The 21,385-nt window shown below is 72.2% G+C and carries 18 protein-coding genes and 2 riboswitches; of the genes, 9 read left to right on the top strand and 9 right to left on the bottom strand.

All coding sequences use genetic code 11. The features are described 5' to 3' along the window. Positions 1 to 2: 2 nt before the first annotated feature. Together BX283_RS36545 and BX283_RS36540 are read right to left on the bottom strand one after the other, a co-directional pair. The gene (locus BX283_RS36545; RefSeq protein WP_101391674.1) at positions 3 to 1,058 is read right to left on the bottom strand and encodes an iron ABC transporter permease; all 1,056 of its coding nucleotides are present in this window, start codon (positions 1,056 to 1,058) and stop codon (positions 3 to 5) included. 109 nt (positions 1,059 to 1,167) lie between these two features. Further along, positions 1,168 to 1,303: riboswitch (cobalamin riboswitch) on the bottom strand. Between the two features lie 111 nt (positions 1,304 to 1,414). Then, positions 1,415 to 2,095 (bottom strand): transglycosylase SLT domain-containing protein, encoded by a 681-nt coding sequence (locus BX283_RS36540; RefSeq protein ID WP_101391673.1) that lies wholly within the window; start codon positions 2,093 to 2,095, stop codon positions 1,415 to 1,417. Positions 2,096 to 2,397: 302 nt separating this feature from the next. Between BX283_RS36540 and BX283_RS41885 the strand changes: the two genes are divergently transcribed. Then, a complete protein-coding gene (locus BX283_RS41885) occupies positions 2,398 to 3,432 on the top strand; it encodes a helix-turn-helix transcriptional regulator (protein WP_101392804.1) in 1,035 nt (344 codons plus the stop codon). 124 nt (positions 3,433 to 3,556) lie between these two features. Continuing rightward, positions 3,557 to 4,846, top strand: a complete 1,290-nt coding sequence (locus BX283_RS36530) for an MFS transporter (protein ID WP_101391672.1) — start codon at positions 3,557 to 3,559, stop codon at positions 4,844 to 4,846. A 47-nt stretch (positions 4,847 to 4,893) separates the two neighbouring features. Here BX283_RS36530 and BX283_RS36525 read toward each other — a convergent pair whose 3' ends face one another. Next, on the bottom strand, positions 4,894 to 5,280 hold the full coding sequence (locus tag BX283_RS36525; RefSeq protein ID WP_101391671.1) for a hypothetical protein: 387 nt from the start codon (positions 5,278 to 5,280) through the stop codon (positions 4,894 to 4,896). 40 nt (positions 5,281 to 5,320) lie between these two features. Further along, a riboswitch (cobalamin riboswitch) is annotated at positions 5,321 to 5,519 on the bottom strand. A gap of 69 nt (positions 5,520 to 5,588) precedes the next feature. Further along, the gene (locus BX283_RS36520) at positions 5,589 to 9,806 is read right to left on the bottom strand and encodes a S8 family serine peptidase (protein WP_180357366.1); all 4,218 of its coding nucleotides are present in this window, start codon (positions 9,804 to 9,806) and stop codon (positions 5,589 to 5,591) included. Between the two features lie 91 nt (positions 9,807 to 9,897). Here BX283_RS36520 and BX283_RS36515 point away from each other — a divergent pair, with 91 nt between their 5' ends. Next, on the top strand, positions 9,898 to 10,845 hold the full coding sequence (locus BX283_RS36515; RefSeq protein ID WP_101391669.1) for a helix-turn-helix domain-containing protein: 948 nt from the start codon (positions 9,898 to 9,900) through the stop codon (positions 10,843 to 10,845). A gap of 13 nt (positions 10,846 to 10,858) precedes the next feature. Here the strand turns inward: BX283_RS36515 and BX283_RS36510 are convergent, their stop codons facing one another. Further along, positions 10,859 to 11,275, bottom strand: a complete 417-nt coding sequence (locus BX283_RS36510; RefSeq protein WP_101391668.1) for a helix-turn-helix domain-containing protein — start codon at positions 11,273 to 11,275, stop codon at positions 10,859 to 10,861. 109 nt (positions 11,276 to 11,384) lie between these two features. Here BX283_RS36510 and BX283_RS36505 point away from each other — a divergent pair, with 109 nt between their 5' ends. Then, positions 11,385 to 12,335: an NADP-dependent oxidoreductase gene (locus tag BX283_RS36505; protein ID WP_101391667.1), complete on the top strand. Its 951-nt coding sequence runs from the start codon at positions 11,385 to 11,387 to the stop codon at positions 12,333 to 12,335. Between the two features lie 18 nt (positions 12,336 to 12,353). Here BX283_RS36505 and BX283_RS36500 read toward each other — a convergent pair whose 3' ends face one another. After that, entirely contained in the window at positions 12,354 to 12,581 is a 228-nt protein-coding gene (locus BX283_RS36500; RefSeq protein ID WP_180357365.1) for an RICIN domain-containing protein, read from the bottom strand. Further along, entirely contained in the window at positions 12,578 to 16,360 is a 3,783-nt protein-coding gene (locus tag BX283_RS36495; protein ID WP_101391665.1) for a helix-turn-helix domain-containing protein, read from the bottom strand. The genes BX283_RS36500 and BX283_RS36495 overlap by 4 nt, the downstream gene beginning before the upstream one ends. 332 nt (positions 16,361 to 16,692) lie before the next feature. Here BX283_RS36495 and BX283_RS36490 point away from each other — a divergent pair, with 332 nt between their 5' ends. From BX283_RS36490 to BX283_RS36475, 4 genes are all read left to right on the top strand, one after another. Further along, entirely contained in the window at positions 16,693 to 17,427 is a 735-nt protein-coding gene (locus BX283_RS36490; RefSeq protein ID WP_180357363.1) for a helix-turn-helix domain-containing protein, read from the top strand. A 121-nt stretch (positions 17,428 to 17,548) separates the two neighbouring features. Next, positions 17,549 to 17,986 (top strand): phage holin family protein, encoded by a 438-nt coding sequence (locus BX283_RS36485; protein ID WP_180357510.1) that lies wholly within the window; start codon positions 17,549 to 17,551, stop codon positions 17,984 to 17,986. After that, entirely contained in the window at positions 17,983 to 18,429 is a 447-nt protein-coding gene (locus BX283_RS36480; RefSeq protein ID WP_101391663.1) for a DUF3618 domain-containing protein, read from the top strand. The genes BX283_RS36485 and BX283_RS36480 overlap by 4 nt, the downstream gene beginning before the upstream one ends. Before the next feature lie 4 nt (positions 18,430 to 18,433). Beyond that, a complete protein-coding gene (locus BX283_RS36475) occupies positions 18,434 to 18,700 on the top strand; it encodes a DUF4235 domain-containing protein (protein ID WP_101391662.1) in 267 nt (88 codons plus the stop codon). A gap of 213 nt (positions 18,701 to 18,913) precedes the next feature. On the opposite strand, the gene BX283_RS40170 is transcribed toward BX283_RS36475, so the two are convergent. After that, entirely contained in the window at positions 18,914 to 19,621 is a 708-nt protein-coding gene (locus BX283_RS40170) for a hypothetical protein (protein WP_143676558.1), read from the bottom strand. A gap of 540 nt (positions 19,622 to 20,161) precedes the next feature. Here BX283_RS40170 and BX283_RS36465 point away from each other — a divergent pair. After that, complete coding sequence (locus tag BX283_RS36465; RefSeq protein ID WP_101392802.1) at positions 20,162 to 20,383, top strand: hypothetical protein; 222 nt, start codon at positions 20,162 to 20,164, stop codon at positions 20,381 to 20,383. A gap of 97 nt (positions 20,384 to 20,480) precedes the next feature. On the opposite strand, the gene BX283_RS36460 is transcribed toward BX283_RS36465, so the two are convergent. Next, positions 20,481 to 21,296 carry an alpha/beta fold hydrolase gene (locus BX283_RS36460; RefSeq protein ID WP_101391660.1) on the bottom strand — a complete coding sequence of 272 codons (816 nt, stop codon included), beginning with the start codon at positions 21,294 to 21,296 and terminating at the stop codon, positions 20,481 to 20,483. Positions 21,297 to 21,385: the final 89 nt, after the last annotated feature.

Genomic DNA, 21,385 nt, shown 5'->3' with positions numbered 1-21,385 from the left:
GGTCAGCCACCTCCGAAGGCATAGCCGCCGCGCCGCATCAGCAGGACGAACGCGGGAACACCCACCACCGCCGTGATGACGCCCACGGGCAGCTCGGCCGGGGCGAGCAGCAGCCGGGACAGCACATCCGCCCACACCAGCAGCACCGCTCCCGCGAAAGGAGCCACGGCCAGCACCCGCCGGTGGTCCGCGCCCACCACCATGCGTACGACGTGCGGCACCATCAGCCCGACGAACCCGATGGCTCCGCTGACCGCGACGACGGTCCCGGTGACCGCCGCGGTGACGAGGAACAACTCCCGGCGCAGCCGCGACGGCGGGACACCGAGCGCGGCCGAGGTCTCGTCCCCCATGGCGAGCGCGTTGAGCGACTCCGCCCGCCACCGCAGCCACACCCACCCGGCCGCCACGGTCACCGCGGCGATCGGCACCTGCGCCCAGGTCGCTCCGCCCAGACTGCCCAGCAGCCACATCATCGCCGACCGGGCGGCCTCGCCCCGGGCCGCGCCGAACACCATGACCGTGGTGAGCGCCTCGAATCCGTACGCCAGCGCCGTACCCGTCAGGATCAGCCGCAGCGGAGTCAGCCCACGGGGCGAGCGGGCCACGGCGTACACCAGCACCATGGCCGCGAGCGCCGAGGCGAACGCCGAGACCGACAGCGCCCACACCCCGAGTCCCGCGAACGCCCCCAGCAGGATGACGGCGTTGGCGCCCACCGCGGCGCCGGAGGAGATGCCCAGGACGAACGGATCCGCCAGCGCGTTGCGGACCATCGCCTGTACGGCCACACCGACGGCCGCGAGCCCCGCCCCGACGACCGCGCCGAGCAGGACCCGCGGTAACCGGATCTCCCAGACGATGGTGTACGCGGCCGCGTCACCCGCCGACACGGTTCCGCCGGTGAGTCCGGCCCACAGGAAACGGGGCACGTCCGCCCAGCCGACCTCGGCGGCCCCGAGTCCGACACCACAGCCGAGCGACAGCACAAGCAGCAGTCCCAGGCCGAGGCTGAGCGGCAGCACGGGTATCCGGCTGGGTGCCGTACTTCGGCGCACGGTGGGGACCGTCCTTCACCTGGGCCCACCGGCTGGACGTCAAGCAGGAGACAGCCCGTACGGCCGTGCCGACCGCGCGGTCCCCTCTCGCAGTCCACGGCGAGCAGTCAACGGGTCGCAGGCCCCCCACGGGCGATCGGGCTCGCACGGCGACCGTCGGTCAGCCGTGCACACCGTTGCGGGTCAGCGCCGGGTTCTCACCGGACTTCCCCCGCGGGAGACGAATGGAGCCTAACAAACGCCGCCTTCAGTGCGTTTGCCGTCCACCGGCGCAGCCGGAACACACCGATCAGTGAGGGGACGGGGCGGCTCGCGGGTGATCCGAACGCGGCGAAAGCACGTCCGTACGAGTGGCGTCAGTACGAGTTGTGGGACAGCCAGAACGACCAGGCGCCGCAGGGGCTGCCATAGCGCTGGTTCATGTAGTTCAGGCCCCACTTGATCTGCGTGGCCGGGTTGGTCTGCCAGTCCGGGGCCACGGAGCTCATCTTCGTGCCCGGCAGCGCCTGGACGAGGCCGTAGGCACTGCCGTTGGTGGCCCGGTAGTTCCAGCTCGACTCGTTGTCCACGATGTGGCTGAAGCACTGGAACTGGGACGCCGGGACGATCTGACGGGCGATCGCCTGGACCTCGGCGACCGAGTAGGAGCTCTGGGTCTGGAGAGGGCTTCGGCCCGTCGAGCGGCTCGCGCTCTGCTTCTCCAGGTCGCGGTCCTTCGCGGCCTTCTCGGCGGCACCCTTCTTCGACTTGGCGTCGCGGGCCGCCTGCCTGCGGGCGGCTTCCTCGGCGGACTTCTTCGCCGCGGCGCTCGCCTGCGCGGACTGCGCGTCGGCCTGCAGTGTCAGGGACGCGGTCTGCACCTGGGCCTGCTGGCCGGCGGGAATGTCCGCGAAGAGGGTCGAATCCGCTGCGGTCGCCTCGACGTTGTCGTTCGAGGCGGCCGCGGGACCGCCTGCGGCAATGCCGACTACGGCGCCAACGGTGGTGACCGCGGTGGCCGACGCCACCGCGAAACCCCGGACCGAGCTCCGGCTCACACGCTTTCCTTCCAGCAGTGATGGAATGGTGCGGGTACCGGGGTACCCGGGTACGAGGGTGTCGTAGGCGGGGCCTGACTGATCCCTGACTCTGCTGGAAGGTGATACGGCGAGGCAATTGTCTGCCGCGTGTGAAACCTCACACCTCATCCGCCCCACCAGTCCTTCCAATCTGGCCCCCAAGAAGGTGCCGCGCGCTTAGGATGCTGCGCCCCGCCTCCCAGGCCGGAGTCGGCCATTCCCAAATGTCCGGATCGATGGGCTGGTCCGCCCGGCGGGCGGGGGCCCACACTGGGGACGTGATGCCAGGGGGAGAACGGCTGTACCGGGACCTGCGCGAGGTGCTGGTGCCGGGCGCCGGGGTCGAGGACACGGGGGCCGCCCTGTCCGGGGTGATCGCGCCCGTGGTCGCGCATGACGCGCTGCGGCTGGTGGTGATGAACCCGTCGCTGGGAGTGGGCGCCACCGCGCTGGGGTTCTGGCACGGGTACGGACCGGATCTCGGCCATGAGCTGATGACCATCGCCGCCCGGGGCGCCAACTACCCCCAACTGGCCCGCCTGGCACGGCAGAGTGTGCCGGTACTCGTCGCGGACCGCCGCTTCCGCGCGAGCGCGTACGACCGGCTGCTCGCCCGGTACGGGGTCGGCGAGGAGCTCTGCCTGGTCCTGCGGGACGGCCGCGGCGTGTGGGGACTGCTCGGACTGCTGCGGGCCGATGACGGCCGGCCGTTCGACATCGACGACAGGCACCGCATCGCCGACGTCGGGCCGCCGCTGATCGCCGCGGTACGCGGCTACGTGACCACCGGGCCCATCGCGCCCCCCGGGCTCGGGCTGCCGCCCGGCATGCTCGTCGTCGACGCCGAGGGCAAGGTCGCCGCGATGACACCCCAGGCCCGGCAGCGGCAGGCGATGATGGCGCAGCAGCAGGGGGCACCGGACTGGCTCATCGAATACTGCTACGCCTCCCTGTCGTTCGAGGCGCGCGAACACGCCCGCGATCCGCGCCGGCGGTACGCGAGGGTGTGCACCCCCTCGATCGTGCACGGCGAGTGGACCGCGATCGAGGCCCAGCCGCTCGGCGACGACGGCGACGTGGCGATCATCATCCAGCGTGCGACCGGCGAGCTGCTCGTCCCGGCGTTCTGCGACTGGTACGGGATCACCACCCGGGAGCAGCAGGTCGTGCGGCACCTGCAGGACGGCACGGCGCCCAAACAGATCGCCCGGCTCCTCGACCTGTCCGTGCACACGGTCAACGACCACCTCAGGGCGATCTTCCGCAAGACCGGAGCCGGCGGACGCGACGAACTCATGGCCGCCCTCACCGCGTAGAGCCGGACAGGTCTCCGACCCGGGCATGACGGACACGTCGAATGCTCGACCGCTGACCGCCGCCGCGCGAGACCGCCTCGGGTCATTCGGGGGTGCCCACGGGGCCGCTGCTAGCCTCTTGGCCATGATCGGGAAGCGCGCCAGGCCGCGGATATCCGGCTCGTCGGCGCCGAGCGGTCCGCAGCGTGCCCTCATCGCCGCGAGCTTCGTCAGTCGGGTGGGCAACGGGCTGTTCAACACCGCCGCGGTGCTCTACTTCACCCTGGTGGTGCACCTGCCCGCCGCACGGGTCGGTGTCGGCCTCACGGTCGCCGGGCTGGTCGGGCTGCTGGCCGGGATCCCGGCCGGGAACCTGGCCGACCGGTACGGGCCGCGCACGGTCTGGCTGACGGCCCTCGCGATGCAGGCCGCGACGATGGCCGCGTTCGTTCTCATCCACGACTGGGTGACGTTCACGCTCATCGCCACCCTGGACCGGCTGGCGGCGACGGCGGGCGGCGCCGCGGGCGGCGCGATCGTCGCCCGTACCGGCGGTGAACGCCCGGCCGCCTTCAGGGCGAAACTCCGCACCTTCGTCAACCTCGGCGTGGTCCTGGGCACCCTCGGCGCCGCCTTCGCCGTCTCGGCCGACACCCGCGCGGCCTACACCGCGCTCATCCTCGCCAACGCCGCCAGCTTCGCCTGCGCCGGTCTGATCGCCCTGCTCGGCGTCCCGAACTACCGGCCCCTGCCCCGGCCCGAGGAGCACCACCGCTGGGCCGTCCTGTCCGACCGGCCGTACGTGTCCTTCGTCGCGCTCTACGGCGCGATGGGCCTGCAGTACCAGACCGTCTCCCTGCTCCTGCCGATCTGGCTCTCCGCCCACACCGACGCGCCCCGCTGGACCGTGGCGGCGGTCTACGCGGTCAACAGCGGGGTGTGCGCGCTGCTCCAGAGCAGGATCGGCTCCCGGGTGGAGACACCACGCCAGGGCGGCCGGGCGTTCCGCATCGCCGGGCTGCTCTTCCTGGTCAGCTGCCCCTTGATGGCCCTGACCGCGGACGTTCCGGTCTGGGTCGCGCCAGGGCTCGCCGTCCTCGCCGTCTGCGTCCACAGTCTCGGAGAGGTATGGGAGTCCTCGGGCGGCTACGCGCTCGGCTTCGGTCTCGCCCCGGACCATGCCCAGGGGCAGTACCAGGGCCTCTTCGGCATCGGCTTCGACGCGGGGCAGGCCCTGGCTCCGGTGGTCCTCACGACAGCGGTCCTCGGACTCGGACACGCGGGCTGGCTGCTGCTCGGGGTGTTCTTCGCGGCTCTGGGCGCGGCGGGCCCGCCGGTGGCCGCATGGGCGGAGCGCACCCGCCGCTCACCTCACGACACGGCCCACGCGGCACAGGGCCGGTCCGCCGAGGCCCCGCTGCCCGACACGGCCTAGTTTTCCCCGTGTCCCAGGCGCGGTGTCACCCCTACAGCCGAGCCCGCTCATCGCGCCCTGCGGGACGGGGTGAAGGTATAGAGGTCGAGGATGTCGGGGCAGGGCGCGATGCCGGGGCCGCCGGCCCGGACCCAGGCGGCGATGTCCTCCGTGGCGTCGGGGTCGTTGACCAGACCGAGCCAGACCGGACGGGCACCGGCGAGGCGCGCGGCACGAGAGGGCTGGACGACGACCACATTGGCCTGTTCGCAGACGTCGAGGCAGGCGGAGACCCGTACGGGCGCGTGCTCAGCGAGGCGCGCCTGCTGCTGCGCGTGGTCGACCCCGGGCACCTTCGGGCTGCCGCAGCAGCAGTCCCTGCACACCACGATCCGGCACGGCGCCGAGTCGGCCGGGGTGTGCCCGGCGCCGCCTTCTGGTCGCTGCTCCGACATGACCGCTCACGCTCCTCCTCCGGGGAGATCCGCCCCGGTTTCGTCAAGGAGGCGACGACGTGAGTCTCCTGGCTCTCGGGTCGCAGCTCGCCCCGTCCTTCCCACCCGTGTCCGGGCAGTGGTCTGTTCGGGGTTCGCTCGCCGATCACAGTGGCGGGACCGCGCCGGAATTGCACCGGCTTCCTCGTTCCGCGTCGCCTTGTCGTCGGCATCGTCGCACGTCGGACGGTGGAACGTCACCACGATCGGAAGGGGTGACCCGCCCGCCGCTGGGCGGGCGGGTCACCCCTTCCTCCGCAGCTACCCGGTCAGATCTTCAGGCGGTGCACACCTCCCTGCACCGTTCCCACGTACAGCCAGCCGCCGGCGGTCGCCAGGCTCGTGGCGTTGAGGTTCTGCAGGCCGGTGGAGATGTTCTGCCAGTTGCGGCCGCCGTCCGTGGAGCGCAGGACGCCTCGGCCGCCGCGCGGCAGGGCCGCGTCCCAGTGGCTGGTGGTGGCCGCGTACAGAGTGCTGCCGACCGGCAGTATGTCGCTGACCCGCAGCGGGAGCGAACCGGTGTCGGCGGTGCGGAAGGTCTTCCCGCCGTCCGTCGACAGCTTGATCGCCTCGCCGCCGGTCAGCATCGTCGACCCGGTGAACTCGATGGTGTCCACACGTCCGTCGGCGACCTTGGTGATGTCGTCGCCGCCGTTGTCCGAGCGGTAGAGGCCGTCGGGGGCACCGAGCCACAGCCGGTCCGGGTTCTTCGGGTCGCCGGTGACGGCGGTGAAGGAGGTCCGGTCGTGGAGGAGGTTCTTCCAGGTGGCGCCGCCGTCCTCGGTGGAGAACAGGCCCCGGCCCAGCAGGTTTCCGTACGAGACGTACACGCGGTCGGGGTCGGCGGGGTGCACGGCCATGGCGAGGACCGTGCCGTTGCTCTCGCCCTTCTCCTGCCAGGTGGCACCCGCGTCGCCGCTGCGTTGGAGATGGAAGTCGCCCCAGGCGCCGTAGCGCACCCGCCACACGACCCGCGAGTCCTTGGCCGAGGTCTGCAGCAGCCGGGTCGAGAGGCCGATCCTGCCCTCGCCGCCGGTGGTGCCCCACTCCGCTCCGGCGACCGGCAGCGGCGAGCGGTGCGTGCCCTGCTGGCCGGCCGCGAGCAGTTGGTTGCCGCTGACCGCGAGGGAGTTGACGGTGCCGCCCTGGACGCCGAGGCGCCGGTAGTCCTTGCCGTCCGGCGTGCCCCGGTAGACACCGGCCGCGTCCGCCGAGACGGTCAGCGAGCCGTCGGCCCAGCGGTCGAAGTCGGAGGTGGTGGAGGCCTTGTTGACCGCCGGGATGGTGCTCCAATGACGGCCGTGGTCGCGGCCGACCCGGATGTCCTTGCCGTACCCGATGTACATGTCGCCACCGGTGAGAGTGAGGCCCGTACCGCCGTATCCGTGGCTGTCCAGTGTGGCCCAGGTCCTGCCGCCGTCGAAGGAGCCGACGACGCCGGACCCGACCTCGTACATCGCCACGGTCCGGCTGTCCGCGACGACGGTGACGGATACCTTGCCGCCGGCGGGCTCGTACACCTTGGTGGCCTTGCCGAGGGTGCCGGCGGACAGGCCGTCGCGCTTCCACAGCGACTTGCCCGCCGAGAAATAGAGGCTGTCGCCGCCGATCGCCACGTCGTAGACGGCGTCGACGGGGATGCCCAGGGGCTCCACGGACCAGGTGTCGCCGCCGTCCTTGCTGATCAGCAGGTCGGTGGCAGTGACGGCGACGAGGGCCTTGCCCGCCTCGTCGGTGAGGAGGCGGGTGATGGGCGCGTCGGGGGTGTTCAGGGTCCGCCAGGTGCGGCCGCCGTCCTCGGTGCGCAGGATCGAGCCCGTACGGGGAATGCCGGATCTGCTGTTGGCCGCGTACCACCAGCGCTTGGCGTTCTTCGGGTCGATGACGGTGAAGGCCTGGCCGCCCACGTCGCCGAGCGGCAGCCTGGTGTGCTGCTGCCAGGTCGCGCCGTTGTCCTCGGTGGACCAGGGCCCGGGCTTGTTGTACTGGGTCAGGACGGCGGCGCCGGGGGCGCTGCGCGCGGTGGTGATGTCGCCGCTCTCGGAGTTGGGTCCGACGGGCTGCCAGCGGGAGCCGCGGCTGTTCGCGGGGGTGACCTCGAAGCCGTCCCGGTTGCTGGTCAGTGTCTTGCCGTCGGTGGTCCGGCCGTCGGCGGACACCAGATGGGCGCCCTCGCCGCGGCCGGTGATCTCCGCCTGGTAGACGTTTTCGGAGCGCGGTGTGGTGGTGACCGTGTAGGGCCTGCCGTGCGGCGGGGTGACGGTCAGGACCGGCGGCTTCGCCAGCGGCGCCGGGGTGAGGACGACGGCGGTGGACTTGCCGTCGCTCGGGTCGGGGCCGGCCTGGACGAACAACCGCCGTACGACCAGGAGATACGGGACACGCAGTGCGCCGCCGTGCTCGGGGGTGACGGTGACCGTGCCGCTGATCTCCGCCTCGCCCGCCGGGCGGTCGGCCCGCAGGGTCACCGTCGCCGTGGCGTTGCCGCCCGCCGGGACGCGCAGGGTGTCGGGGCTGACCCGGGCCTTGCCGCTCGCCTTCAGGTGGACGGTACGGGCCCTGGTGCCGGAGTTGGTGACCGTGAGCTTCTTGCTGCCGCCCACCGTGTGCCTGGCGAGATCGGCGAGGCCGTAGGAGAGGGCGGCCGGGGTGGTGGTGATGCCGGTGGCCGCCCTGTCGGCGGCCGCGGCGACGTCGAGGCGGCCGGAGCCGACGGTGCTCGTCCCGTAGTCCTTGATCTGCTTCGTGGAGCCCACCAGCGCGGAGGTGACCTTCGCCGGGGTCGCGCCGGGGTGCAGCTGGCGCAGCAGAGCGGCGGCGCCGGCGACGTGGGGCGCCGCCATCGACGTACCGGACATGCGGTAGTAGCCGGGTGCGTAGAGGGACTTGGGGATGGTGGAGCGGATGTCGTAGCCCGGCGCGACCAGGTCCGGCTTCAGGTTCCACCTCAGGTCGGGGCCGCGCGAGGAGAACGACGCCATTTTGTCGGTGACGTCCGTGCCGGTGATCGTCACCTCGACTCTGCCCTTGGCCAGGCGTCGGCCGAGCTCGGCGTACTGGGTGGAGTCCATGCCCAGCATGACCATGGTGTCCATGCGCAGCGAGTCGCCGGAGTCCTTGAGGGAGGTCTGCGCGGCGAGCGGGACCGAGTCGTCGTGGGGCGGCGACCCGGGCCGGTCCGGTGACAGCGAAGGCGATGCGGCGAACACCGGGCCGCCGCCCGCGGACGGCCCGCCGAGGAGGGCGATCGCGCCGTGGCGCTCGGCTTCCCGGGCCATCTCGATCTCGGTCAGGTACAGGTCCCGCGAGGACTGGGCGACCAGCATGTCGACGCGGACCGCCTTGCCCTTGACGTCCCCGGCCCGCTCCCAGTCCTCCGCGGTGCCCCGTCCGACGTCGACGAGCTCGGCGGTGACGGGCTTGGCGGGCGGGTTCGCGGAGACCATTCCGCGGTACGCCTGGATCTTCTCGCCGCCCTGGTAGGCGGCGCTCGGTATGCGCAGCCCGCTGAGGGAGGCGCCGACCGCGAGGACGCCGTCGGCGGCGGCGGGGGTGCTGATGGTGCCGCTGCCCGGGCCCTCGTTGCCCGCGGAGGCGACGACGACAACGCCCGCCTCGGTGGCGGCGGTCGCGGCCGCGCCGAGCGGGTCGGTGCCGTCGCCGTAGCCTCCGAGGCTCATGTTGACGACGTCGGCGCGGTGCGGATTGGCCGGGTCGATCGCGGCCTCGATACCTGCCACGATGTCGGAGGTGTAGCCCTCCCCCGCGTCGTCCATGACCTTGTACGCGAGGATGCTCGCGCCCGGCGCCACGCCGGTGACGCCGCCCTTCTCGGCGGCCCTGCCCGCGATGATGCCGGCGACATGGGTGCCGTGGCCGTTGTCGTCCATCGGATCGGCGTCGCCGTTGGCGAAGTCGTAGCCGCCGACGACCTTGTGGCCCGCGCCGAAGCCGCCGCCGAGGTCGGGATGGGTGTAGTCGACCCCGCTGTCCAGGACGGCGACGGTGGTGCCCGCGCCGTCGGCCTTTTTGCCCGCCGGGTCCTCGCGCCGCCACACCTGCGGGGCGTTGACCAGCGGCACACTCGCATCGGTGAGGACGCGCATCTTGGCGTCGGGGACCACGGAAGCCACCCCGGGCAACCGCTTCAGCGCGGCGACCTCGGAGGCCTTCACCGTCACCGCGACCGCGTTGAGCAGCAGATTCAGGGTGCGTGGTGAACCGGTGTGCAGCCCGGTGCCCTCGGCCCGGTCGAGGAACGACCTCTGCCGGCCGGCGAGCGCGGCCCGGTCCGTGCCGATCGCCCGGGCGTCGGCGGAGCGCAGAACGCCCTTGCCGGCCGCGGCGGCCTCCCCGGTCAGCGTGACGAGGACGCGCTGCTCCGGATCCTGGTGGGGGTCCGCGGTGGCGGACTGGGGTGCCGCGGACAGCAGGCCGCCGAGCACGGCGGCCGTCAGCGCGGCAGTGAGGGATCTTCGAGGGGTCATGCCGGACCAAGTAATCGGAATCCAGTGGTCCAGACAACCATTTGGCCTGGCCCATTGCGGCCCCTGGCACATACGGGCCAAGATCCTGGCCATGCCCCAGCTGACCGCTGCCGGAATCGACCCGTTCGACGAGAGCGTCTACCGCGCGATCCTCGTCCGCCACACCGCCGCTCCCGCCGAGCTGGCCGACGACCTGTCCTGCTCGACCGAGCGGGTCGCCCGCGCCCTGGACCGGCTGCGCGAGAACGGCCTGGTGGGGCGGCTCTCCGGAACCCGCCGCCGGTACGCGGCCATTGAGCCGGGCGCGGCCCTGGAGTCCCTGGTGCGCTCCCGTACCGCCGACCTCGACGGCGTACGGGCGGCCGCCGGGGAGCTCTCCCGCCTGTTCACCACGGCCGAGCAGGGCAGCTTCGAGCAGGTCGAAGTCATCACCGGCGGCGAGGCGTTGGGCCGCTGGTTCGTACAACTGCAGCAGGAGGCGCGCGAGGAGGTCATCACCCTGGACCGTCCGCCGTACGCACTCACCACCTCCAACCCGGTCGAGGCGACGGCCCTCACCCGGGGCGTCCGCTATCGCGCGGTGTACGCCCCCGAGGCTCTGGAATGGCCCGGTGTGCTGGGCGACATCCGCGAGTTGGTGCACCGCGGCGAGCAGGCCCGGGTCCTGCCCGGTCTCCGTATCAAACTGGCCATCGCGGACCGGCGCCTCGCCCTGATGCCGCTCTCCCTCGACCTCACCACGGAGGTACGCGCGGCCGTCATCCGTCCCTCCGCCCTGCTGGACGGGCTGATCGACTACTGGGAGCTGTGCTGGCGCACGGCCACCCCGCTGGACGCGCCCGCCGACGACCCTCTCGACGAGGAGGACCGCCAGATGCTCACCCTGCTGGTGGGTGGGCTCAAGGACGAGGCGATCGCCCGCCAGTTGGGCTGGTCGGTACGGACGATGCGGCGCCGGATCAGCCGCCTGCACGAGGAACTGGGCGCCGCCAACCGCTTCCAGGCAGGGGTGATCGCGGCCCGTCGGGGGTTGATCTGAAGCCCCGCGGTATCTACCGAAGGGGTTGCGGCGCCATGGCGGCCTGGTCGTCGAAGGTCTGACGGGCGGCCAGGATGTGCTGGGCGTGCTCCACGGACCATGCGCCGATGGCGCTGGTCAGCCGCCCGGCCTCGACCCCGAGGTCGGTCAGCCCGTACTCCACGCGAGGTGGCACGGTGGGGTAGACCGTGCGGCGCACGAGGCCATCGCGTTCCAGCGCGCGCAGCGTCTGGGTCAGCATCTTCTGGGTGATCCCGTCCAGGAGCCGCCGCAGTTCACTGAAGCGCATCGGGCGGTCGTGCCGGCGCAGGGCTCCCAGGACGTACAGCACCCACTTGTTGGCCAAGGCCTCGACAACGGTGCGCGAGGGGCAGTCGCGGCGGTAGGTGGCGGCCCACTCGGCAAAGCCTTCACCCGGGTTGGTTTCCATGAGGTACCTAGATATCAGTCAGGTGCCTACTTCACAAGAGGTACCGGCGGCGTCGAGGATGGTGATCACAACCCGCCGAGCGGGTCAACACCCCAGAAGGAGGCTCTACATGAGCGCCCAGATGCGCGCGGTCAGCCAGCGCCGCTACGGCGGCCCGGACGTTCTCGAAGTCGTCACGACCGGCCGCCCGACGCCGGGTCCGGGCCAGGCTCTGGTCCGCGTCCATGCCGCCGGAGTGAATCCGGCCGACTGGAAGATCCGGTCGGGAACGGTGCGGAGATTCGGCGAGCCGCCGATCACCCTGGGGCTCGATCTGTGCGGCGTGGTCGAGGCCGTCGGTGAGCAGGTGACACGGTTCCGGCCTGGCGACGCGGTGTACGGGTGCGCGTTCCCGCCCCACGGCGCCTACGCCGAGTACGTCGTCGTACCGGTGGAGGCCCTTGCCGCCCGGCCCGCGAGCATCGACGACATCCATGCCGCGGCTCTGCCGGTCACCGCCCTCACCGCCTGGCAGGCGCTTGTGCGGGTCGCCGACGTCCGTACGGGACAGCGGGTGCTCGTCCACGCGGCAGCGGGCGGGATCGGCCACCTCGCCGTGCAGATCGCCAAAGCACGCGGTGCCCACGTCATCGGCACGGCCCGGGAAAACAAGCACGCGTTCCTGCGCGGCCTGGGTGCCGACGAGCTCGTCGACTACACCACCGCCGACTTCGCGGCGGCCGTCCGCGACGTCGACGTGGTCCTGGACCCGATCGGCGGCGACTACGGGCCCCGGTCACTGGACACGCTCGCACCGGGCGGAATCCTCATCGATGTCCGGGGCACCGGCCCCGACCGGACCGCTGTCCGGGAGCAGGCCTCGGCGCGCGGTGTGCGGTTCGTCGAGTTCGGATTCACCCCGTCCGGCGTCGATCTGGAGAGCGTCACCGACCTGGTGGAACGCGGCAGCCTGCGCGCCGCCGTCGAACACGTCCTTCCTCTGGAGGACGCGGCCAAGGCGCATGAACTCAGCGAGACCAACCGCATGAAGGGGAAGGCAGTGCTCACACTGGAGCGCTGACCTCCCGGGAACACCCGCTCAGAAGTGCCAGTTCTGGTCGGCGTTCCCGTTGCACTCGCACTGCACCGCCGTCGCGTTCCAGGCGGTGCTGGCGTTCTCGATGCCCAGGCACAGGCCCGAGTTGAGGTTGAGGAGGCGGAAGGAGTTGCCGCTGATGGGGCTGTAGAGCCATTTCTGGTCGGGGTTGCCGTTGCACCCCACTGCACGGCACGAGGTGGCCGCCAGGGGCGGGCGGGGATTTCTCAACCGGTGCACGGGGGCCGGTAGGCGGTCTGGGGGAAGTAGCGCTTCCATTCCGCGCGGGTGATCGCGGGGTGGACGGTGTCGCAGACCCGGGCGGCGATCTGGTCGACGGAGGTGTTCCACAGCCGGGCGGTGTGGTCGTCGCTGCCGGTGGCCAGGGTGCGGCCGTCGGGCAGGAACACCACCGAGGTGACACTGTCGGTGTGGCCGGTGAGGGTGGCGCGGAGTTCTGGGTGTCGCGGGTCGGCGATGTTCCACACCCGGATGGTCTTGTCGTTGGCGGCGGTCGCCAGGGTGTGACCGTCGGGGCTGAAAGCCACCGCGCGGACCTTGCCGGTGTGGCCGGTGATCGTGGCCAACTGCCGTGGCTGGGAAGGACGGCCGATGTCGACCAGCCGTACGAGGTTGTCGTTGTCCAGGTTGTTGCTGACCGTGGCCAGGATCTTCTGGTCCGGGCTGAAGGCGCCGGGCGCGACGGTGTCGGTGGTACCGAACGGGAAGGCCAGCTCGCGCGGGTGACGGGGGTCGCCCATGTCCCAGAAGCGGGCGGTGACGCCCTGGCCGCCGCCGACGCCCAGGGTGCGGCTGTCAGGGCTGAAGGCGACCGTCCAGATCATATGGGGGAAGCCGTCCAGGGTGGCCACTTCTCTGGGGCGGTCACGGATGCCCACATCCCACACCTTGACCTGCTGGTACGCCCCGGCGGCCAGCCAGCGGCCGTTGGGGCTGAAGGCGACGGCGGCGACTTCCGAGGAATGCGGCTCCAGCGTCCTCAACGTGCGCGGGGTGCGCGGATCGCTCACGTCCCACAGCCGTATGGTGTTGTCGTCGCTGCCGCTGGCCAGGGTGCGTCCGTCAGGACTGAAGGCCACCGACCGTACGAAGTTGCTGTGGCCGGCCAGCGTCGCGAGCGGGCGCCGGACGCGGGGGTCGGTGACGTCCCACAGCCGTACCGTGTGATCCCAGCTGGCGGTGGCCAGGGTGTGTCCGTCCGGGCTGAGGGCCACCCCCGCAACGACGTTGCTGTGGCCGACGAGCGGGAGTTCGCGCAGGTCGACGAGGCGGGCGGTGTGGTCGAGGTCGGTGGTGGCGAGGGTGTGGCCGTCGGGGGTGAAGGCGGCGGCGTAGTACCCGGGGAGGGTGGTCATACGGACCGGACGGACGGGGTCGGAGACGTCCCACAGCCGGGCGCCGTCCCCGGTCGAGACCAGGGTGCGGCCGTCGGGGCTGAAGGCCACCGCCCAGACGATGGCCGTGTGGTCCGTCAAGGTGGCCAGCGTGCGTGGGGCGCGCGGACGGCTCAGGTCCCACAGCCGCACGGTGTGGTCCCAGGCGGCGGTGGCCACGATGTGACCGTCGGGGCTGAACACCGCCTTGTTGACGCCGCCGGTGTGGCCGCTGAGGAAGCCGATGGTGTGCGGGTGGCGCGGGTCGCTGACGTCCCACACCCGGGGGGTGGCGTCGGCGGCGCTGATCAGGGTGCGGCCGTCGGGGCTGAAGACCACGGTGCCCAGCTGCGAGGTGTGGCCGGTCAGCGTGGACACGAGCTGGGGGTGCCGGGGCTCGGTCACGTTCCACAGACGTACGGTGTGGTCGCTGCTCGCGGTGGCCAGGGTGCGGTGGTCGGGGCTGAAGGCGAGGGCCTTCACGGTGTCGTCGTGGCCGGTCAGCTCGGCCAGCTCCCGGGGCCGACGCACATCGGAGGTGTCCCACAGCCGGGCGGTGTAGCCGCCGGCGGTGGCCAGGAGCTGACCGCCGGGCGCGAAGGCGACCGCCTTGACCTCGTGGGCATGTCTGAGGAAGGCCAGTTGCCGTGGGCGGCGGTCGTCGGTGATGTCCCACAGCCGGGCGGTGTGGTCGGCGCTGCCGGTGATCGCGGTGTGGCCGTCGGGGGCGATGGCCAGGGTGAAGACCTCGCCGGTGTGGCCGGTGAGGCGGCCGGCGTAAGGGAGGGCGAACGAGCCGAGGAGCGTGTCCCGGGTCTCGGCGGTCGGCGCCAGACGATAGGCGGCCAGGCTCAGTTGCAGGGACAGGGCGGGGTTGCTCTCCCGCATCGCCACCGCCTCACCGGCGGCTCCGCGCGCGACGGCGATATTGCGCTGCTTCTTGGCCTGGTGCTCGGCGTCCATCGCGTACCCCACCGAGATGGAGGCGATCACCAGCAGGACGGTGAGAAGGCCGACCAGTTGGCGCAGGCGCCGCGTCCGGCGCCGGGTCGTCCGCCGCTCGGCGGCCTCGGCGGCCGAGCTCGCCTGGAGGAACCGCTCCTCGCGTTCGGAGAGGGCATCGCGGTGGACGGCCGCCCATTGACCGGCCAGGGCGAGACGCGTCCCGCGGAACAGCGTGCCCGGATCGTGCTGCAGGGCTTCCCACGCGTCGGCGGCCTCGGCGAGCTGGTCGAGAGCGCGCAGCCCCTGACGATCCTCGGTGAGCCAGTCCCGCAGCCGGGGCCAGGCGCGAAGCAACGCCTCGTGGGTGATCTCGACGGTGGTGTCGTGGAGGGTGAGCAGCCGGGCCGCCGCCAGTGCCTCCACGATCGCCGGGGCCCTGCCGCCGCACTGGTCCACCAGCCGGTCGCGCACGACGCGACGGCGTGCGTCGGTGCCGTCCTCACCTACGCGGATCAGGCGCAGCAGCAGCTGACGGGCCGTTTGCCGGGCCGTGGGATCCAGCCGGGTGTAGACGCGTTCGGCGGTGGTCGCCACGGCGCCGTGGATACCGCCGGTGAGCTGGTAGGCGGCCACGGTCAGATGCGAGTCGGCGCGTTCCTGCCAGGTGGCCAGCAAGGCGTGGGACAGCAGGGGCAGCGCGCCCGGTTCGTACGTGGTGTGGCCGCTGCCGGGGGCCACACCGAGGTCACGCAGCAGAAGTTCGGTCAGACCGGGCTCCAGGGCGAGCTCGGCTGCCCGAGCCGGTGCGGTGATCGCCTCGACGAGCTCGTCCCGGCTCATCGCGTCCACCGCGAACTGGTTGTCCTGGGCTGCCCGCAGCAAGCCGGGGTGGTCCAGGCACCGGCTGTAGAAGTCGGCCCGTACACCGAGCACCACCACGGCGGCCGCGAAGGCGTCCGGGCCGGGACGGGCGGCGTCGCAGACGGCCGTGATGAACGCCCGGCGCTCTGCCTCGTCGTCGCAGACGGCGAAGACCTCCTCGAACTGGTCCACGACGAGGACGATGCGCCGACCGGCGAGCGCGCTGCGCAGTACGGCACTCAACTCCCCTGCATCGATGCCCTTCCGCAGGGTCTCGACGGGAACCTTCAGTGACTCGGCCACCGTTTCGGCCAGCGCGTTCACCGGGCGGGCCGTGGGGGTCATCACCAGCACCGGCCAGTCGGCGGAGCCCGGGGTGGCGAGGGCGCCGCGGGCGATCGCGGGGACCAGCCCGGCGCGCAGCAGCGAGGACTTGCCCGCCCCCGACGCGCCGAACACCGCCAGGGGCAGGGGTCCGGACGCGCTGTCACTGACTCGCTTCACCAGGTCGGCCGTCATACGCCCGCGCCCGAAGAACCAACCGGCGTCCTCCGGTTGGAAGGCCGCCAGACCCCGGTAGGGACACACGGGCTCCTCGCGGGCGTCGGCCAGGGCGACCAGATCGCCCTCGGCGCCGAGCGCCGCGTCGAGTCGGCGAGCCAGTTCGGCGGAGGGCGCCTTGCGGGCGTTTTCGACGTTGCTCAGATAACCCTTGCTGTAGTGGGTCAGCGCGGCCAGCCGAGCCAGCGACAACCCCCGTTCCGCGCGCAGACGGCGTAACTCCGCCCCGAAACCCGAACCGTCACCCACTCCGGTTCCCCCAGCTCAACGGCCGTATCCACAAACCCGCCCGGCAAAGGATACGGGCGACGGCTTCCCTTGACGTGGGGTGTCTGCGCCAGACTCGCAGGCGCGATCCCGACTCGCGCGATCCAGGCCCGGTGCGATGGGGCGGCGGGGGCTCGGGGCTGAGCGGCGCGCCCCGCGCCCACCCTCAGGACGCGACGTGCACGCCCTCCCGCCACCCCTCTGGAGTCCCGATGGAGCTCGCCGACCGCATGCCCATGCCCACAAGTGCCCCCAGAACAGGACCGGTTGTGTCGGCGGACCGCCGAGACAAGGAACCGCAGGAAGACGGTGACGTGCCCCGGCACACCGGACCGAAACCCTCGGCCGGACGCAGCGTCCTGGAAGGCGCCTTCCTGTTGTTGGAGGTGCTGTCCCGGGTGGACGAGGCCGGGCTGACCGAGCTCGCGGCCGACGCGGGACTGCCCAAGACGACCGCGCATCGCCTGCTGGAGCAGCTTGTCGCGGTGGGCGGGGTGGAGCGCAGCGCGGGCCGCTACCGGATCGGGGGGACGATCGTCCGCCTGGGGCACTCCTGGACGTCCCACCGCGTGCTGGGCCGGGCCGCCGCTCTGCCCCTGCGGCACCTGGCGGGGTGGACCGGGGCCGCCGTCGCGCTCGTGGCTCCCGTCTGCGGCCGCATGGTGATCGTCAACGGGCTGACCGGAGCGGCGGACGCGGCCTTCTCCCACCGGCAGGGGATGGTCCTGCCGCCGGGCAACGCCGCCGAGGCCGTCATGGCGGCCGCCGCACCCGCCGCGCCGCCGCCCCCCGGCCAGCTCCCCTCCGAGTGGGAGAAGCGGCTGCGCGCCGCTCGCGAGCACGGGGCGGCCGTGCACCGCTGGGGAGACGACGTGGTGCTGTCCTGCGTGGCGGCGCCCGTCCGCACCCGTACCGGAAAGGTCGTCGCCGCCATCGGGACGACCCTCCCCGACAGCCACCGGCTGGCCACCGTGACCGCCGCCACCCGCCACGCGGCCCGGCTGACCAGCGCGAACCTCGCACGCCTGCCCCAGGCCAGACGGCTGTGATCCGGTTCCTGCGCCGATCGCACCTCTCGCCCGCTCAACTGCGATGTTCGGGGTACTCGCAGGCGAGAGGAAGGGCCGGGACACCGGCCCGCCGAGACGAGAGGGACGGGAGGTGACCGCCATGACGGGTACGCATACGAAGGAGTCCGGGTTCGAGCACAGCCCGCACCCCTCGGGCCAGGAGCCGGTGAGCGAGCTGGCGCACCGGGCTTCGCAGCAGTTGACGGAGCTGGTGCGCGGCGAAATGCGCCTGGCGCAGGCGGAAATGAAGGAGAAGGGCAAACGCTACGGCAAGGGCGGCGGCCTCTTCGGCGGCGCCGGAGTGGTCGGCTTCCTGATGCTGCAGGCACTGGTGGCCACCGTCATCGCGGCGCTGGCCGTGCCACTGCCCGTGTGGGCGGCGGCGCTGATCGTCACCGTCGCGCTGGGGGTGATCGCTGCGGTGCTGGCCGTCGTCGGAAAGAAACAGGTCACCCAGGCCGCGCCGCCCGTACCTGACCAGACGATCGAGAGCGTGAAGGCCGACGTGGCTGAGATCAAGGAGAGCGCACAGCGATGACCCAGCTACCCGACGAAGAGCCCGGCGACGCCGGGCCCGAGGAGCTGCGCGAGCACGTCGAGCAGACCCGCGCCGAGCTCGGCGCCACGGTCGCGGCGCTCGCCGCCAAAGCCGACGTCAAAGCCCGTGCCCAGGAAAAGGCCACCGCGGCCAGGGAACGGGCCACGGCGAAGGCCGACGGACTGAGGAACAGGGTCGCCGACGTGGCCCATCAGGCGCAGGACAAGCTGCCCGACCCCGTCAAGGACAAGGCCGCCCACGCCGCCGAGCGGGCCCGCGCGAAGGCCGCCCGGGCCGACCGGCTCTGGCATGAGAAGGCCCCCGAACCGGTACAGCGCAAGACCGCCCAGGGCGCGCGGATGGCCCGGGACCACCGCGGTCTGCTGCTGGCGGGCGCCGGGGCGGCCGTGCTGGTGTGGCTGGCCTGCCGCCGGAAGGAGTGACCCCGTGAAGGCATCGAAGATCCTCTACAAGCCGGTCGGCCTGACCCTCGGAGCGGTCAGCGGTTTGATCGCCAGTGCCCTGTTCAAGCAGGCATGGAAGACCCTCGGCCACGACGAGGATGCCCCCGACGCCACCGACGAGGAGCGCACCTGGAGCGAAGTGGTGCTGGCCGCCGCGCTGCAGGGCGCGATCTTCGCCGCGGTCAAGGCCGCCGTCGACCGCGGCGGAGCCACCGCCACGCGCCGTCTGACCGGCACTTGGCCCGGCTGACCGACGACGGGCGGAGTGTCGACGGTACGTATTGCCATCGATGCGGCCGAAGACGCCCTCGCCATGGCGCCAGTCACGCGACGCTGAGCCGACTTGAATCGGCCTGGCCCGGCAGCTCAACTACCCGGCAGGGCGGGCAGGTTCGTGGAGCAGGCGGGCCCCAGCGGGATCAGCCCCGCCGGGGCCCTGTTCTCTTCTACGCGCCTGGTCAGGTCAGTCTTGCGGCGCAGCGGGCGGCAGCTGCGAGCCCGTAGCGGTCGAAGACGGCGTGGCAGGCATGTTCACGGGAGCCGCCTCTGCGGCCGGCTTGGCCGGGACGTTCTCCACGGGGGTCATCGGCTTGGCCGCCTGCTGCGTGTCCGCTGCGGGGGTCGCGGGCGTGGCAGGCGTGACCGTGGTGGGGGATGCCGGCGCGGCCGGCGCCTGCGGCGCGGCGTCCGGTGCGGTCGGCTTGGCCGGGATGCTCTCCACCGGGGCGGCCGGCTTGGCGGGGTGCTCCACCGGGGTCGCCGGCTTGGCCGGCAGGTTCTCCACGGGGGTTGCAGGCTTGGCCGGCAGATTCTCCACCGGGGTTGCAGGCTTGGCCGGGAGCTTCTCCACGGGGGTCATGGGCTTGGCCGGCTGCTGCGTACCCGTGGCGGGGGCTACCTCGGTGGCCGGCGCGGCCGGCTTGGCCGGCTGGGCTGCTGTCGGGTCGACGTGCTGCTCCGTGGATGGCGTGGCCGTGGTCGGGGTGGCCGGTGCCTGCGGCGGCGCCGGGGGTACCGGGGGTGTGGGGGTGGGGTTCTCGGCGGCCGCAGCGGTCGGGGCGCCGGCCTCGTGCGTGGTGGCGGCAGCGGTCGGCGCTGCGGCGATCACCCCGGCTGCGGCGATGAGGGCCAGGGGCCACAGCGGACGACGGTGACGGGGGAGCAGATACACGGTGGAACACCTTTCAATTACCGGATTGCCCCAGTCAGGGGCCTTCATTTCCACTCAACACCCATACGCCGTTATGCGCGCCTTTGGTGTGTCATACGTGCGTCAGCCCCACCAAGTCGCGCCCTGGCGACGGTCGATCACCGCGTCCTTGCGGGCATCCGCCTGCCCTGGGTGCGAACGGGGGTACTGGCGACACTCGCCGCACCCCCGACGCCATCAACTGGCTGAACACGTAGAGGAGTTCAGGTCACCTATCTGACGTCCGGTACGCAACGGCGGCCCCACCGTCTGCCGCGCCGGTCTGGCCCCAACGCTTCACCGAACGTCACGCTCGACGGGAGCGCGGACGTCTCCCCGGCGGTGTCTGCCACACGGGCGTCAGGCGGGCCCGGAGCCGTCGCGGGGAGGATCACGCAGGTAGTCGCGGCGTGGGCGTACAGTTTTCCGCCCTCCACCCCAACGAGAGTGGCTTCGACCGTGACGATCACAGGGGAAGAATTCGGTTCCGGCGAATCCGCCCGGATGCCTAAGATCCCGACCATGCCAAGACCTTTCGGTTTCACCTATGACCAGCGTCCGGACGGCAGCGTGACGATCACCCACCAGGGTCGGTCGGCCGGTACGTTGCGCGGTGCACGCGCCGAGAAGTTCCTCGCCGAGGTCGAGTCGGGTGATGCCCAGCTGACGATGGCCCGCTGGACGGGTGCGTACAAGCACGGCAATGAGCGGATGGCGCGTAACCACCCGCGCAACCGACACTAGCCGCCCCCGTCGCCGGCGGCCGGTGCAGGCGGCCGAGCGGACGGCGGATGAAGGCATGATCCGGACCGTCCGGCCGAGCATGCCGGCCGGACCGGTGTCAGGCCCCGCGGGCGAACCCGGTGAGCACCTGTGCGTACTCCTGCGGATGGGTCATGTGCGGGATGTGCCCCGCGCCGTGGAAGGTGTGGCGCCGGGCGTGGGGCAGGGCGGCGGCCAGGCGGTCGAGGACGGTGGTGAACCAGGCCGGGCTCTCGGTGCCGTGGCTGAGCAGCACGGGGACGGCGCAGGCACCGAGCGCGTCGAGGTCCAGGGCGGACCACGCCGGGTCCTGCTGCTCGTCGAGCCAGGTCGGGGCATGGGTGATGAACGTGTCCCGCAGGGGCTCGGGCATCGTCTCCCACGCCCCGGGGCCGAGCGCCACCCCTTCCACGAACAGTTTCGCCCCCGCCGCGTCCTCGCCCTTGCGCAGCAGGTCCTTCACCGCGTCGATGGTGCCCATCACCGGCCGGAGCTCGCTCATCGAGGCGGGGTCGTCGAGGACCAGTGCGACCAGTGGGGGTTCGTGGAGGGTGAGGGTCTTGAACAACTCCGGGCGACGGGCGGCCAGGCCCACGGCGGTCGCCGCGCCGAAGGAGTTCCCGGCGACATGCGCGGGTGCCATCCCCAGTGCCTCGATCAGCGCCGCCAGGTCGTCCTCGTCCTGCCGCCGGGTGCCCTGGCCCGGCACGGCCTCGCTCCGGCCGTGGCCACGCCGGTCGTACGCCACCACGCGGAAACTCGCCTTGAGGTCGGCCTCGACGGCCGCTTGCCAGGCGTGGTGGTCGTTCCACGAGCCGTGCACCAGAACCAGCGGCTCACCGTCGCCGACTTCCTCGTAGTGCAGCACCACATCACCGGCACGTACCCGGGCCATCGACGACTCCTTCGCGGCAGGGCCTGGCCGAGCCCCGGGCCCGGCCGCATGGCCGTCACCCTTCCACAGCCCACCGCCGCTCCACGGTG

Origin of the sequence: Streptomyces sp. TLI_146 (genome assembly GCF_002846415.1) — a bacterium.
Classification (GTDB): domain Bacteria; phylum Actinomycetota; class Actinomycetes; order Streptomycetales; family Streptomycetaceae; genus Streptomyces.
This window is presented reverse-complemented; position numbering and strand designations above follow the sequence as displayed.

Excerpts from the sequence above, each read along its gene's own strand:
- BX283_RS36485 (WP_180357510.1), top strand. The coding sequence starts at position 17,549 with ATGACGGGTACGCATACGAAGGAGTCCGGGTTCGAGCACAGCCCGCAC.
- BX283_RS36465 (WP_101392802.1), top strand. The coding sequence starts at position 20,162 with ATGCCAAGACCTTTCGGTTTCACCTATGACCAGCGTCCGGACGGCAGC.
- BX283_RS36520 (WP_180357366.1), bottom strand. The coding sequence starts at position 9,806 with ATGACCCCTCGAAGATCCCTCACTGCCGCGCTGACGGCCGCCGTGCTC.
- BX283_RS36510 (WP_101391668.1), bottom strand. The coding sequence starts at position 11,275 with ATGGAAACCAACCCGGGTGAAGGCTTTGCCGAGTGGGCCGCCACCTAC.
- BX283_RS41885 (WP_101392804.1), top strand. The coding sequence starts at position 2,398 with ATGCCAGGGGGAGAACGGCTGTACCGGGACCTGCGCGAGGTGCTGGTG.
- BX283_RS36515 (WP_101391669.1), top strand. The coding sequence starts at position 9,898 with ATGCCCCAGCTGACCGCTGCCGGAATCGACCCGTTCGACGAGAGCGTC.
- BX283_RS36460 (WP_101391660.1), bottom strand. The coding sequence starts at position 21,296 with ATGGCCCGGGTACGTGCCGGTGATGTGGTGCTGCACTACGAGGAAGTC.
- BX283_RS36530 (WP_101391672.1), top strand. The coding sequence starts at position 3,557 with ATGATCGGGAAGCGCGCCAGGCCGCGGATATCCGGCTCGTCGGCGCCG.
- BX283_RS36525 (WP_101391671.1), bottom strand. The coding sequence starts at position 5,280 with ATGTCGGAGCAGCGACCAGAAGGCGGCGCCGGGCACACCCCGGCCGAC.
- BX283_RS36480 (WP_101391663.1), top strand. The coding sequence starts at position 17,983 with ATGACCCAGCTACCCGACGAAGAGCCCGGCGACGCCGGGCCCGAGGAG.
- BX283_RS36505 (WP_101391667.1), top strand. The coding sequence starts at position 11,385 with ATGAGCGCCCAGATGCGCGCGGTCAGCCAGCGCCGCTACGGCGGCCCG.